This window comes from Nocardiopsis sp. NPDC006938 (assembly GCF_042869555.1).
GTDB lineage: Bacteria > Actinomycetota > Actinomycetes > Streptosporangiales > Streptosporangiaceae > Nocardiopsis.
On the sequence record NZ_JBIAGA010000020.1, the window covers coordinates 36,386 to 49,894 of the forward strand.

Consider the following 13,509-nt stretch of genomic DNA (forward strand, 5'->3'; position numbering starts at 1 on the left):
CAGTCGTTTCACCCGAGCGCGTCACGACCTCCCGTCCCCTGCGTCGCTTGCGCCGCTCCGGTTCCGGGGCCGGAGGTGTTCGCCCTCCCACCGCTCCGCGCCCGTGTGCGTCGCGCTCCCCGGGGGCGCGTACTCCAGTCCGATCCCGCGCGCCCACAGGCGGGTGGCGGTCTCCACCACGACGTCCGGGTCGTGTTCCTCCCCGTACAGGAACAGCACGCGGGCGGTGTGCTCCACCATCCCGCCCAACATGCTGGCGGTGGTCTCCACGTCGATGTCGGCCGAGGCCAGCCCCTCCTGCTGGAGACGGCGGGTCCCCGACGAGATGCGTTCGACGAACAACCCCCGGATCTCCAGGAAGAGCGTCCGGAACACCGGGTGACGCGGCGAAATCTGCTCGATGACCTGCATGATCCGCGCGTTGTCGCGGTAGGCGGCGAGGAACCTGCCGGTGGCGTGCCTGATCCGTTCGACGGGGTCGGTGCCGGGCGGCGCGGCGGATCGGGCCGCGTCGAACATCTGCCCCGCCACCCCCTTGGCGACCTCGTGGAACACCTCGTCCTTGGAGTCGAAGTACGTGTAGAAGCTCCCGTAGGCGATCCCAGCCCGGCCGGTGATCAGGGCGACCCTGGTCTCCTCGAACCCGCGCTCCTCGAACACCTCGCGGGCCGCGTGCACCAGAACCCCCCGTGTGCGCCGTCCGCGTTCGGTGGGAGGCCTGCCCGTCGGCGTCCGTCGTCCCACTGCCACCCCTCGCTCCGTGGTCACCGCAGGGGAAGGAACTTCGCGATGACCTCGTTCATGATCTCGTAGGTGCCTCCCCCGATGCTGAACACCCGGGCGTCCCGGTAGTGCCGTTCCACCTCGGTCCCGCGCATGAACCCCGCTCCGCCGTGCAGCTGGACGGCGTTGTCCACCACGTAGTCCATGGCCTCCGTCGCGGTGTTCTTCGCCATCGCCACCTCCGAGACGAGCGGCTCGCCGTCCTGGAGCCGCTCGGCGATCCCCCGTACGTAGGCGGTGGCCACCTCGGTCCGGCGGTGCATCTCCACCAGACGGTGCCGCAGTACCTGTCGCCGTGACAGCGGCGCGCCGAACGCCTCGCGTTCGCGCACCCACGCCACCGACAGGTCCACGCACCGGCGCGCCACCGCGCAGGCCTGCACCGACAGGCCGATGCGTTCGCTGGCGAACTGGCGCATGATCTGGAGGAACCCCTCGTCCTCCCCGCAGACGAGGTGGTCGGCGGGCACCCGCACGTCCGAGAACGAGAGCTCCGCGGTGTCCGAGGAGCGCCACCCCATCTTGTCCAGCTTGCGGGCCGCGGTGAACCCGGGGGTCCCGCGGTCCACGACGAACAGCGAGATGCCCTCGTGCCCGGTGTCGGAGGTGCGCGCGGCCACGGTCACGAAGTCGGCCCGGTAGCCCGAGGTGATGAAGGTCTTCGAGCCGTTGAGCACCCAGGAGTCGCCGTCGCGGACCGCCCGTGTGCGCAGGTGCGCCACGTCCGACCCGGCCTCGGGTTCGGTGACGCCCAGCGAACAGACCAGATCGCCCGCCAGGGCGGGCCGCACGTAGTCGCGCACCAGGTGCTCGCGACCGTCCGCGACCAGGGCGGGGAGCGCGATGGTGTGCGTGAACAGGGAGGCGAGGACCCCGGTCGGCACACCGGCCAGGACCGCCTCCTCGGAGACGATCAGCTGGTCGATCATCTCCCCCTCACCGCCCACGGACTCCGGCTGGCCGAGCCCGAGCAGGCCGAGTCCTCCGGCGGTGCGGTGCAGGTCGCGCGGGAGTTCGCCCTCGTCCTCCCAGCGCTCGACGTGCGGCAGGATCTCCTTGGCCGCGAAGGCCCGCACGGTCTCCCGGAGCGCCGCGCGGTCGGGGGTGTTCCAGCGGTCGGTCCGGGGGGAGTCGGTCGCGGTCATGTACGCACACTCGCATCCGTGTCGCGGGAGGGTCGGCCGAACCCCCTGGGAGATCCAGCTCACACTTTGTTATGGTGCGCGGAACATGACAAGTCAGTCAACATCTGGGGCCGACTGGTCCCGGTGAGGAGCCCCCGTGGTCGACACCGCCGCCCTCGTCGAGGACCTGCGTGCCGAACAGGAGGACCTGGCCGCGCTGCTCCGGGGCTCCGACCCCGCCGACTGGTCCAGGCCCACCCCCGCACCCGGCTGGAGCATCGCCGACCAGGTCGCCCACCTGGCCTTCTTCGACGGTTCGGCACTGACCGCCGTGACCGATCCGGAGGGGTTCGCGGCGGTCCTGGAGGCGGCCCTGGCCGATCCCGAGGGGTACGTGGACTCGGCCGCCGCACCGCTGACCGCCCTACCGCCGGGAGCCCTGCTCGACCGCTGGGTCACCGCCTCGGCCGCGCTCCGCGCCGCCCTCCTGGACGCGTCCGCCGGGACCCGGGTCCCGTGGTTCGGCCCGCCGATGAGCGTGCCCTCCAAGGCGACGGCGCGGCTGATGGAGACCTGGGCGCACGGCCAGGACGTGGCGGACGCGCTGGGAGTGACCCGTGCGGCCACCGACCGCCTGCGCCACGTCGTGCACCTCGCCCTGCGCACCCGCTCCTACAGCTACCTGGTGCGGGGCCTGCCCGAACCCGGCGAGGAGGTACGGGTGGAGCTCACCGGGCCGGGCGGTGACACGTGGCGGATGGGACCCGAGGGGGCCGGGGCGGTCGTGCGCGGGGACGCCGAGCAGTTCTGCCTGGTGCTGACCCGCCGCCGCCACCCCGACGACACCGGGCTGGAGGCCGAGGGTCCGGCGGCGCGGGAGTGGTTGGAGGTGGGACAGACCTACGCGGGCGGCCCGGGGGCGGGGCGCCGCCCGGGCCAGTTCCCCCAGGGGTGACCTCAGTGGTGATCTCGGGACCGGGTCGGGGGGTGGAGCGACGGCAACGCTCCACCGCCCCCGGTGCAGAACCCGACCGACGTGTCACATGGAACCCAGCCTGTGCACAACGTCGATCTGTCCTCCGTACTTGCGATACTCGACCCATGCCCCACACCCTCCCCGGCTCCCCTCCCTCCACGCTCCACGCGGACTGGACGAGCGCGCACGACCCCGCCCGCCTGCCCCAGGCCCGCGAGCTGACCGACGCCTACGAACGGCTCACCCTCCGCGGAACACGGGCGGCGAGACTCCTGGCCCACGTCGGCGAGACCATCGACGCCCTGGAACTCCCGGTCGAACACCTGCCCTGGGCCTGGGACACCATCGGGCAGCGGTTGGCACGGGGCAACCCGCGACTGGCGGGCACCGCCTACTCCCGCGCACGCGGGGCCGAGACCGAGCACGGACTCCCCCTCGACCCCGACCACACCGTCGACAACGCCCTGCTCTTCGCCCGGCACCGGGCCCTGCCCGCCAAGGAGCTGACGGCCCAACGGCGCAGACTCACCTCCCTGTTCGAGCCCGCGGACGCGCACCGGGAGTTCGTGCTCCTCCTGGAGGACTACGCCCGGGGCGGGGCCGCTCTTCCCGCCGCCCTGGTCTCCCAGCTGCGCACCTCCGGTCGAAGGGCCGGGCTCGGAGACGGCGAACGCGCCCGCGACCTGGGCCGGGTGCTGGCCGCCGCGCGCGGCCGCGGAATCCCGGACCGTGTCCTGGACGACGCCGACGAGCTCTTCGCGACGGCCGCCCCGGAGGACACCGTCCGCCAGCACCTGGCCGGGCTCTTCCCGGACTCGATCACCGACGGCGGCGCCTGGCTGCGCGTGCTGGCCACGCTCGGCATCGACGACGACCTGGCCACGGGCCGAATCGTCCCCGAGGGCGGCCTCGCCGCCTGGCTCTCCGAGTACCACCGCATGTACGGCGACCGATGGGTGGGCGAGGGCGTGTGCCGCCAGCCCATGCCCGGTGAGCTGTACACCCTCCTGCCCCGGATCGCTCCGCGTATCAGGGCCTCCGGAGCCACCGTGGACCTCACCGGCCGCCGGTACAACGTGCGGGAGCGGAGCGACTCCTCCCTCGCCAGCGCCTGCCGCAGGGAGGGGCTCACCGTACGGGTGGTCGCGTCGAGAAGGCGCGCGTCCAGACCGGCGGAGCAGGCCCCCCAAGCCCCGGTCGGTGCCGACACGGGCGAGGTGAGCTGAATCGGGCCCGCGCCCACACGGGTGCGCGAGTTCGACCGAGGCGCCGGGGCGGGTGGGCCCCGCCACGCCAACGAGGCGAACGCGACCGTGCCCCGCGCCGACGAGACGGGGTGGCTCGGCCCGCCGCTCCTCGCCCCGGGCCGGGCCCCCTCCTCCCGCGTCACCCCCGCATCAGCGTCCCGAGGAGCTCCCTGAACTCGTCGTCGCCCGCGTGCAGGGTGACCGACCGCTTCTCGTGGTCGACCTCGACCGCCACCTCACGGAGGTCGGGGAACCCCTTGGCCCCGGAACTCGGGTGCCACCAGTACAGCTTCGAGCTGACCGGCTTGGGCGCGTCCGACACGAACCGCTCGACGAGGTCCTGCATGTGCTCCATCGCCGCCACGGGGTGGCCGCGACCCAGCACGTGCGCCATGACGACCGGTGGGGACGGGACCACCACCAGCGCCCCGTGCGGGGCCTCACCGAGGTAGCGGTCCAGTACGTGCAGGTGGGCGAGGGTGTACTCCTGATCGGGGCCGCCGATGTGGATGATCGGGGTGCCGAGCAGGTCGTTCTCGGAGACCTCGAAGGGGTCGACCAGGGAGTTCTCCACGGCGGCGGCGAAGGCCCGCTCCGGGGTCAGGTCGCCGAGCTGGCGGCGCTGGAACAGGGCGATGCTCCGGGGGTGGTCGACCACGACCGCCTCGACCAGCTCGGGGGTGAGCGCTCGCGTGACCAGGGAGTCCAGGGCCTCTGCCGGGATCGCGTCCCGCCGGTACACCCGGACCCGTAGCCGTTCCACGGGCACCTCGGTGGCCGTCCCCGAGGCGAGGTCGGCCTCCACCTCGTCCAGGTAGGCGGACGCGAGCCGCTCCGCCTCGTGTTCGCCCGCCTCCTCGACGGCGGAGAGGTAGCGGTGGACGCGGAGCGTCGCGGGGCCGACGTCCCCGCCCTGTCCTCCGTGCCGGGACACGACCACGGTCTGGGGGTCGTGGAACCGTGCGTCGAAGCCGCGCTGGGCGAAGGCCGCGAGCAGGGCCCGGCGGACGTGGTCGCCGGACAGCGGCGGGTAGTGCGTGCCGAAGGCCATGCCGCGCGAGCGCAGCTGTCGCATCATGCCGAACACGATCTGTTGGGCGTAGTCGGGGTGTTCCTCGGCCGGGACGGACTCCATGTCGGTGAGGATCGTGGCGCAGTCCATGTCGAAGTACCGCTCCTCACCGTCCTCCGACGGGAGGGGGAGGCGCACCACGGCGGGCGGGAGGGGCGTCGCCGCGACGTCGTACTTGGCGTAGGTGGCGGCCAACAGGTTCAGGAAGGCCGGGAGGGTTTCTGTGTGGCTCATATTCCGTGTGACTCCGTGCCTCCGGCGGAGGTTCGGCCCGATGTGCGGGTGGCGACCGGGAGCGTGTTCCGGCCTCAGCGGGCGCGGGAGAGGACCTTCTTCTGGAGCGCCTCCAGCGGCCCCTGGCGGAAGCGGGGCAGCCAGAGCTGGGCCCCCGTGACGAGTGCCAGGGACACCACCGCCCACAGGACCAGCACCCACCACCGTCCGGTGTCGGCCATCCGGTCCGCGAGTCCGAGCCCGAAGCCGTAACAGACGAACATGAGGACGACGTTCTGGGTCACGTACCCGGTCATCGCCATCCGGCCCAGTGAGGAGATCCCCGACGCCACGGGCCCGGTGCCGCTCGCCCGGTCCAGCAGGAGTCCGATCAGGCCGATGAGCCCGACGGCGACGAGCGGAGCCACCACGTAGCGGTCCAGCAGCAGCCAGTCCGGACCGGCGAGGGCGGTGGCCGCGGTGAGCGGGACACCGAGGCCCATACCCCACCTGAGCAGGCGGGCGCGGATCGCCCGCCCCGCCGGGGTGTCGGTGAACGCCCCGGCACGGAACAGCCGCACTCCCAGCAGGAACATGAACACCATCAGCCCGAAGGTGAGGACGGGTTCGAGACGCAGACCCACCACGTGGTCCAGGCGGAACGCCACCTGGTCCGGGTAGGACCCGTGGGCGTAGAGCTCGACCGCCTCCCGAGGCACCGCAGAAGGGCCGGACGCCAAGGTGGTCAGGGCCGCGGTGACCAGCCCCATCAGTGCCACGTGCAGGGAGACCGACACCCACATGACCGTGTTCCTGGTCCGCTCGGAGCGGGTGAGCAGCCAGGCCACCAGCAGCGCCACCACCGCGTACCCCATGAGCACGTCTCCGGCGAAGACCAGGGTGAAGTGCACCGTGCCCTCGACGAACAGGAGCAGAGCCCGCCACCGGTAGGGGCCCGGCCAGCGCGCGCCCCGCCGCGCCGCCGAATCGAACTGGATGGCCAGGCCCGCTCCGAACAGGAGGGTGAGCAGGGCGAGGAACTTGCCGTTGGCGATGGTTCGGAAGACGCCCTCGGCCAGGGTGGCCGCGGAGGGGTCGGCGTGGAACGGTGTGAAGGGGCTGAGGTCGTCGGTGCCGTAGAGGATCACGGAGTCACCGCCGGGTCCGGCGAAGAGCCACACGTTGGTGGCGAGCGTGCCGAGGATCGCCACGCCCCGCAGCACGTCCAGCAGGGGCAGCCGACCGCCGCCGGGGGTGCGGTCGCTGGCGGCGCGTTCGGGGGTGCCCTTCGTGCGACCGGGGGCGGGTGCGCCGGAGGGCCTCCCGTGGGGGGCGTGCTCCCCGGTTCCCGAACGCCGGGGAGCGGTGTCGTGGCCGCTCATGTCAGGTGTCCTCCGTGGTCGCCGCGAAGAGGCGGTCGAAGTGCCGCCGGAGTACGCGCTCGGCGGTGGCGTCGTCGAACAGGTCCGGAGTGGCCAGCTGGTGCAGGGTGAGGCCGTCGGCGAGGGCGACGAGCGCGGCGGCCTCGGCGCGGGGATCGAGGTCGGAGGAGAGCTCCCCCAGCCGTTGGGCCGCCTCGAACCCCTCGGCGAGCCCCTCCACCAGCGTGCGGGTGGTGGTTCCGTGCAGCTCGGCCATCTCGGGGTCGCGCACGGCGGTGGGCAGGAACTCCAGCCACACGGTGAGTTCCCTGCGGCGTTCCTCGTCGAGGGGCAGGAGGGTGTGCGCGATCCGGAACATGTGGTGGCGGACGGGCGCGACCCGTTCCACCGCGTCGATGCGTTCCGCGCCGCGTTGGTAGAGGTGCTCGACACCGAAGCGCAGGAGGTCGGACTTGCTGCGGAAGTAGCGCTGGACCAGCCCCACCGAGGAGCCGAGTTCGTCGGCGACGTCGGCGAAGGTGGTGGCGGCCAGGCCCTTGCGGGCGATGGTGCGCAGGAGGGCCTCGGCGACCTGGCGCCGTCTCTCGTCGTGGTCAGCGGTGCGTGGCATATAAAAATATTACGAGCATATTTTTATTCGCGCAACCGGTGGCCGCCTCCGGCCACACCCTCTCCGAGGGCTCTCACCCGTCGGGCTCGACCCGCCCGCTCCCGACGCCGGACCCGCTCCGACCGGTCCGGCCCGGTCCGCACCGGTCGGGGTCCGCACCGATAATGCGGAGGACGACGCCTCCGTACCGGGGGCCGGACCGAGTGGAGGCGGCGTGAGCGCGGACGGGCGGCAGAAGGGCGGCGCTCCACGTCGCGCGTTGAGCCGCAGGTCCCTCCTGCTCGGCGGCGGCGTACTCCTGGGCGGAGCGGCCGTGCTCGGCGGGGCGGCCCACGCCGCCCGCGAGCGCTGGGACGTCGCGGTGGTCGGTGCCGGTGTGACCGGGTTGTCCGCCGCACGCAACCTCGCCGACCACGGGCTGTCCGTGATCGTCCTGGAGGCCCGCGACCGGATCGGCGGCCAGCTGTACACCGACCACTCCTTCAGTTCGGTCCCGGTCGAGCTGGGCGCCGGACTGATCCACGGCCGCGAGGCCTACACCTGGGAACTGGTGGCCGAGGCCGGGGTGGAGACCGTCCGGATGCACGCCGGGGACGGTGTGCCCGCTCCCGTTCCCACCCCCGAGGAGCCCCGCGACGACGAGGACGCCGCCGCCTACCTGCGGCGCATGGGCGTCCCGGAGGACCGGTGGCCGCCGGTGTCCATCGACAACGAGGCCCTGGACCGGTGGAGCGCCAGGTGGATGCGCGACTACGGGCTCTTCGACTGGTGGTCCGAGCCCCGGGAGAACTTCCGGGTGGTCGGCGGCTACGACGGCCTCCTGCCCCCGCTCGCGCACGGCCTGGACGTCCGGCTGGGGCACGCGGTGCGCCGCGTGCGGTGGTCCGGCCGGGGTGTGGAACTGACCGCGGCCACGCCGGAGGGGACCGTGGGCGTGCGCGCCGACCGGTGCGTGGTCACCTTGCCGATCGGGGTCCTCAAGGCGGGTGACGTGGTCTTCGAGCCCGAGCTGCCCGCCGGACACCGGGACGCGGTCGGCGCCCTGGACCGCACTGACGCCCTCAAGCTCGTGTACGAGTTCGACCGCGCGGTCTTTCCCGCCGACGAGGACGCCCTGGGGTGGGACGAGGACACGGGGTTCGTGTTCTGGTGCCTGTCCCGGGAGAACCCCGAGGTGGTGGTGGCCTGGGCCGCCGGCGAGCGGGCGCGCGAACTCCTCGCCCTCCCCCTCGCCCAGCGGTTCGCCGCCGGGCTGGACGCGCTGTCCGGCGCTCTCGGGGAGGAGCCGCCCGCACCGGTCGCCCGCACCACCCACGACTGGGCGGCCGACGTGTTCAGCCGGGGCGCCTACCTCTACGTCCCGCCGGGCGCGCACGACGCGCCGGACGCCCTCGCCGCGCCCTTGGAGGGGGTGCTGTACTTCGCGGGCGAGCCGACGACCGGCGAGAACACCGTGGAGGGTGCCTACGTCAGCGGCTACGACACCACGGACGGCCTGCTGGCCGCGTGGTGAGGGTGTCGGCAGGCCCTGCGGGGCCTGGCCTCGCGTTCACCGCACCATGCACGTTGTGCCGGAAATGAACAGTTGTGATGCAATATCCCCTGGGTTCGTGACCCGCGAGGGCCCCGACACCGCGCATCTGCACAGCAAGTTAGAGGGAGGTTGGCGATGACCAACCGCGCGTACGTGATCGCAGGGTCGGAGGCCACCGGCGGCGCCGGTATCCAGGCTGACCTGAAGGCCTTCCAGGAACTGGGCGTCTACGGCATGGGGACGATCACCTGCATCGTCTCCTTCGACCCCGGGAACGGTTGGGGCCACCGGTTCGTCCCGGTCGACCCGGGTGTCATCGCCGACCAGATCGAGGCCGCCACGAGCTGCCACGACCTCGACGTCGTCAAGATCGGCATGCTCGGCACCCCGGACACCATCAACGTGGTCTCCGAGGCGCTGGCCCGTCAGCCGTGGCGGCACGTGGTCCTCGACCCGGTGCTGATCTGCAAGGGTCAGGAGCCCGGCGCCGCACTGGACACGGACAAGGCCCTGACGGCGCAGATCCTGCCGCTGGCGACGGTCATCACCCCGAACCACTTCGAGGCCCGCACCCTCGCCGGGATGGAGTCCATCGAGACGGTCGACGACCTCGTGGAGGCCGCCCGCCGCATCCGCGAACTCGGCCCCCGGCACGTGGTCGTCAAGGGCGGCACGGAGCTGCCCGGCCCCGACGCGGTCGACGTCTACTTCGACGGCGAGGAGGTCACCGTCCTGAGCGCCCCGAAGATCGGCGAGGAGCGCGTGAGCGGGGCGGGCTGCACCTTCGCCGCCGCCATCACGGCCGAGCTGGCCAAGGGCGCCGAGGTGGGCGACGCCGTGCGCACCGCCAAGGCGATGGTCCGCGAGGGCATCGCCGAGCGGCTGACCACCCACGCCCCGTTCGCCTCGGTCGTGCCGGTCGCGCCCGCCCGGGCCTGAGCCCCCGCACCGCGTGCCCTTGGTCACTTCGGCCACATCCGTCGCACTGATCGCGAATGATTCCGCGTGAATCGGACAGGGCTGTGAGTGCATCCGATCGAAGGAGGCTCGCGTGTCCGAGAGCGACAAGGCCGAGAACAAGTTCGACGAGTTCAAGGGCAAGGCCAAGGAGGGCCTCGGCAAGGCCACCGGCAACGAGCAGTGGCACGCCGAGGGCAAGGCCGAGCAGACCAAGTCGAAGCTCAAGCAGGCGGGCGAGAAGGTCAAGGACGCCCTGACCCCGAACGACAAGCGCGACTAGAACCGGCTTCCGGACACCGCGCCCGCACGCGGGCCGTGCCCGGGACGCTCAGCATCAGGGGGGAGGACCCGGACGGGGCCTCCCCCTCGTCGTTGTCAGGGCACCTCGGGGGCGGTGTCGCCCAGAGAGAGCAGCAGTGTGCGCAGGAGGCCGGAGAGCCGTTCCCGCTCCTGTCCGCTCAGGCCGTCGAGCAGGCGCGCCTGGTTGGCCACGTGCCCGGCCACCGCGTCGTCCACCAGTTCCCGGCCCCTGTCGGTCAGGGTGACCAGGACCCGGCGCCTGCTGGCGGGGTCGGTCTCGCGGTGGACCAGCCCCTTGTTCACGAGGCGGTCGACCCGGTTCGTCATGGCGGGCGAGCCCACCATCATCATCCTGACCAGGTCCTTGGCGGTCAGCTGGAACGGTTCCCCGGACCGCCGCAGCGTCGCCAGCACGTCGAACTCCGAGCGCTCCAGGTCGTATTCGGCCAGGAGTTCGCCGACCCCGCGCCCGAGCAGCCGCTGCAAGCGGTTCATCCGACCGATCACCCCCATCGGGGAGACGTCGAGGTCGGGACGTTCGCGGGCCCACTGGGCGAGGAAGAGGTCGACGGCGTCGTTCATCCGGTGATCATAGCGCCGCGACCTTGACGTCCTCGGCGCCCGTCGCTTAATCTTTCGACATCGAACAATTCGACACCGAAAGTTGCACCGATGACACCCCCCACCGTCACCGAGGCCATCCGCGACCGGCGCAGCGTCCGCCGCTTCCACCCGGAACCGGTCCCCGAGCACGTCCTCGCCGAACTCCTCGAACTCACCATGCAGGCACCGTCCAGCTGGAACTTCCAGTCCCGGTCGGTGGTGGTCGCGCGCGACCCCGCCGTACGGGAGGCGCTCTCCCTCGCCGCCCACGGACAGCGCCAACCCCGCGAAGCCCCCCTGACCCTGGTCTTCCTCGCCGAGACCGGCCGCTGGAAGGAGGACCTCGACGAGGTCTACCGGGCCGCCCGCGACAACGGGGCCTGGGACGAGGACTTCCTCCGGGCCACCGCCACCTCCGGGATCGACTTCCAACGCGACCTCGACGCGCGCGGTCTGGGCCGCGAGTACGCGGTCAAGGACGCGGTGATCGCCGCCACCCACGCCATGCTCGCCGCCACCGCGCTCGGGCTGGCCTCCTCGCCCATGAACGGCTGGCGGGAGGACCAGGTACTCCGGGCGATCGGCGCCGACCACCGGGACGACCTCGCCGTCGCCCTCCTGCTCTCCGTGGGGCACCCCGCCGAACGCCGCCCCCACCCCGGCCGCCTGCCCCTGGACCGCCTCGCCTTCGGCGACCGCTACGGGAAGGCGCTGTGAACGGGCGCGCGCGCATCGCGGGCGACTCCCTGCTCACCGCCCTGGCGCCGATGGTCTGGGGAAGCACCTACCTGGTCACCACCGAGTTCCTCCCACCCGACCGCCCCCTGTTGGCCGCGCTCCTGCGCGCGCTCCCCGCCGGTCTGCTTCTCGTGCTGTTCGCCCGGGCCCTGCCCTCGGGGGTGTGGTGGTGGCGCTCGCTGGTTCTGGGCACCCTCAACATCGGTGCCTTCCTCTACCTCCTCTACGTGGCCGCCTACCTGCTGCCCGGCGGGGTCGCCGCGCTCGTGATGGCGGTCCAGCCGGTGATCGTCCTGCTCCTGGCAGCGCTGCTCCTGGGCGACCGGCTCCGGCCGACCCACCTGCTCGCCTGCGTGCTCGGCGCGTCCGGGGTGGGACTGCTGGTGGTGGGCCCCGAGACGGCGCTGAACCCGGTCGGGGTGCTGGCCGGTCTGGCCGCCGCCGTGTCCATGGGCACCGGGATCGTCCTCACCAAGCGCTGGGGGCGCCCCCCAGGGGTCAGCCTGCTCGGGGCCACCGGCTGGCAGCTCACCGCCGGCGGGCTCGTGCTCCTCCCGCCGACGCTGCTGTTCGAGGGGCTGCCCGCGAGCCTGAGCGCGGCCAACCTGGCCGGATACGCCTACCTGGGGCTGATCGGCGCCCTGCTCGCGTACGTGCTCTGGTTCCGGGGGTTGGAGCGGCTGCCCGCCCTGGCGGCGTCGTTCCTCTCGTTCGCCAGCCCGCTCACCGCGACCCTCCTGGGGTTCCTCGTGCTCGGTGAGACCCTCACCGTCATGCAGGGGGCGGGGGCCCTCACCGCGGTCGGCGCGGTGCTGCTGGTCCAGTTCACCTCGCACGGCCCGCGCCCCGGCCGCGAGAGAGTCCCGTTCCCCCCATTGACAGCCCACGGGCGCACCGGGCACGGTAATCCCACAGACACGGCCAGCCACTGGGGAGCACGATGAGGAAGTCCTCCGCACGGCTGGCCGACGGCCGCGAGATCGTCTACTACGACGAGGAGGGCCACGACCGCGAGGACGCCCCGGACCGGCGGGAGCTGCCGCCGGTCGCCTCCGGCTCCGAGCTGCGCTGGGACCGGCTCCGGCGCGAATGGGTGATCGTCGCCGCACACCGCCAGGACCGTCTGCACCTGCCTCCCAGCGACGAGTGCCCGCTGTGCCCCTCCCGCGACGGCCGTCGCACGGAGGTGCCCTCCCCCTCCTACGACGTCGCGGTCTTCGAGAACCGCTTCCCCGCGCTGAACGGGCCCGGGGGCCGGTGCGAGGTGGTCTGCTTCTCCTCCGACCACCACACCTCGCTGGCCGCGCTCGGCCCCCGGCGGTTGCGCACCGTCGTCGACGCCTGGGCCGACCGGACCGAGGCGCTGTCCGCCCGCCCCGACGTGGCGCACGTGTACGTCTTCGAGAACCGGGGCCCGGAGATCGGCGTGACCCTGCACCACCCGCACGGCCAGATCTACGCGCTGCCCTTCGTCACACCCCGCACCGAACGCGAGCTGGACTCGGCCCGGCGGCACCGCGCCGCCACCGGAGGCGACCTGTTCGGCGACATCCTGGCCGCCGAGACGGCCGGGCCCCGGGTGGTGCTGCGCAACGAGCACTGGACGGCCTTCGTCCCCGAGGCCGCCCGTTGGCCGGTGGAGGTGCACGTCTACCCCCACCGGGCCGTGCCCGACCTGCCCGCCCTGGACGGCGACGAACGCACCGCACTGGCGGAGCTGTACTCCGACCTGCTCGGCCGCGCGGACCGGCTGTTCGGCGCCCCGCTGCCCTACGTCTCCGCCTGGCACCAGGCCCCCGCGCGCGACCCGGAGGCGCGCGGGCTCGCCCGGCTGCGCCTCGAACTCTTCTCCGTGCGCCGCGCCCCGGGCAAGCTCAAGTACCTGGCCGGAACCGAGTCCGGCGCCGGTGTGTTCAGCCAGGACGTGACCCCCGAGTCCACCGCCCACCGCCTCCGGGAGGCCTGAC

The 13,509-nt window shown here is 72.8% G+C and carries 14 protein-coding genes; 8 read left to right on the plus strand and 6 right to left on the minus strand.

Annotation, left to right across the window (positions count from 1 at the left end; all coding sequences use genetic code 11):
* Positions 1-21 precede the first annotated feature (21 nt).
* Positions 22-744, minus strand: a complete 723-nt coding sequence (locus tag ACFYL4_RS24010; protein ID WP_387521256.1) for a TetR/AcrR family transcriptional regulator — start codon at positions 742-744, stop codon at positions 22-24.
* Positions 745-764: 20 nt separating this feature from the next.
* Entirely contained in the window at positions 765-1,928 is a 1,164-nt protein-coding gene (locus ACFYL4_RS24015; protein ID WP_387521259.1) for an acyl-CoA dehydrogenase family protein, read from the minus strand.
* Positions 1,929-2,064: 136 nt separating this feature from the next.
* Here ACFYL4_RS24015 and ACFYL4_RS24020 point away from each other — a divergent pair, with 136 nt between their 5' ends.
* Together ACFYL4_RS24020 and ACFYL4_RS24025 are read left to right on the plus strand one after the other, a co-directional pair.
* Positions 2,065-2,862, plus strand: a complete 798-nt coding sequence (locus tag ACFYL4_RS24020; RefSeq protein ID WP_387521262.1) for a TIGR03084 family metal-binding protein — start codon at positions 2,065-2,067, stop codon at positions 2,860-2,862.
* Between the two features lie 146 nt (positions 2,863-3,008).
* Positions 3,009-4,109 carry a hypothetical protein gene (locus ACFYL4_RS24025; protein ID WP_387521265.1) on the plus strand — a complete coding sequence of 367 codons (1,101 nt, stop codon included), beginning with the start codon at positions 3,009-3,011 and terminating at the stop codon, positions 4,107-4,109.
* A gap of 160 nt (positions 4,110-4,269) precedes the next feature.
* On the opposite strand, the gene ACFYL4_RS24030 is transcribed toward ACFYL4_RS24025, so the two are convergent.
* The 3 genes from ACFYL4_RS24030 to ACFYL4_RS24040 form a co-directional block, all read right to left on the minus strand.
* On the minus strand, positions 4,270-5,436 hold the full coding sequence (locus tag ACFYL4_RS24030) for a hypothetical protein (protein WP_387521267.1): 1,167 nt from the start codon (positions 5,434-5,436) through the stop codon (positions 4,270-4,272).
* A 74-nt stretch (positions 5,437-5,510) separates the two neighbouring features.
* Positions 5,511-6,797: a DUF418 domain-containing protein gene (locus ACFYL4_RS24035; protein WP_387521269.1), complete on the minus strand. Its 1,287-nt coding sequence runs from the start codon at positions 6,795-6,797 to the stop codon at positions 5,511-5,513.
* A gap of 1 nt (position 6,798) precedes the next feature.
* The gene (locus ACFYL4_RS24040) at positions 6,799-7,407 is read right to left on the minus strand and encodes a TetR/AcrR family transcriptional regulator (RefSeq protein WP_387521271.1); all 609 of its coding nucleotides are present in this window, start codon (positions 7,405-7,407) and stop codon (positions 6,799-6,801) included.
* 259 nt (positions 7,408-7,666) lie between these two features.
* Between ACFYL4_RS24040 and ACFYL4_RS24045 the strand changes: the two genes are divergently transcribed.
* The 3 genes from ACFYL4_RS24045 (at position 7,667) to ACFYL4_RS24055 (ending at position 10,181) form a co-directional block, all read left to right on the plus strand.
* The gene (locus ACFYL4_RS24045; RefSeq protein WP_357767454.1) at positions 7,667-8,920 is read left to right on the plus strand and encodes an NAD(P)/FAD-dependent oxidoreductase; all 1,254 of its coding nucleotides are present in this window, start codon (positions 7,667-7,669) and stop codon (positions 8,918-8,920) included.
* Between the two features lie 156 nt (positions 8,921-9,076).
* Positions 9,077-9,880, plus strand: coding sequence for a bifunctional hydroxymethylpyrimidine kinase/phosphomethylpyrimidine kinase (gene thiD, locus ACFYL4_RS24050; RefSeq protein ID WP_357767365.1), 804 nt, complete (start codon positions 9,077-9,079; stop codon positions 9,878-9,880).
* 112 nt (positions 9,881-9,992) lie between these two features.
* Entirely contained in the window at positions 9,993-10,181 is a 189-nt protein-coding gene (locus ACFYL4_RS24055; protein WP_387521274.1) for a CsbD family protein, read from the plus strand.
* Positions 10,182-10,276: 95 nt separating this feature from the next.
* Here the strand turns inward: ACFYL4_RS24055 and ACFYL4_RS24060 are convergent, their stop codons facing one another.
* A complete protein-coding gene (locus ACFYL4_RS24060) occupies positions 10,277-10,783 on the minus strand; it encodes a MarR family winged helix-turn-helix transcriptional regulator (RefSeq protein ID WP_387521277.1) in 507 nt (168 codons plus the stop codon).
* Positions 10,784-10,873: 90 nt separating this feature from the next.
* Between ACFYL4_RS24060 and ACFYL4_RS24065 the strand changes: the two genes are divergently transcribed.
* Genes ACFYL4_RS24065 through galT form a run of 3 tightly spaced genes read left to right on the plus strand, consistent with a single transcriptional unit; the run spans position 10,874 to position 13,508 of the window.
* Positions 10,874-11,521 carry a nitroreductase family protein gene (locus tag ACFYL4_RS24065; RefSeq protein WP_387521280.1) on the plus strand — a complete coding sequence of 216 codons (648 nt, stop codon included), beginning with the start codon at positions 10,874-10,876 and terminating at the stop codon, positions 11,519-11,521.
* The gene (locus ACFYL4_RS24070) at positions 11,518-12,486 is read left to right on the plus strand and encodes an EamA family transporter (RefSeq protein WP_357767354.1); all 969 of its coding nucleotides are present in this window, start codon (positions 11,518-11,520) and stop codon (positions 12,484-12,486) included. The genes ACFYL4_RS24065 and ACFYL4_RS24070 overlap by 4 nt, the downstream gene beginning before the upstream one ends.
* Positions 12,483-13,508 carry a galactose-1-phosphate uridylyltransferase gene (gene galT, locus ACFYL4_RS24075; RefSeq protein ID WP_387521282.1) on the plus strand — a complete coding sequence of 342 codons (1,026 nt, stop codon included), beginning with the start codon at positions 12,483-12,485 and terminating at the stop codon, positions 13,506-13,508. Before ACFYL4_RS24070 ends, galT begins: the two co-directional genes overlap by 4 nt.
* Position 13,509 lies beyond the last annotated feature (1 nt).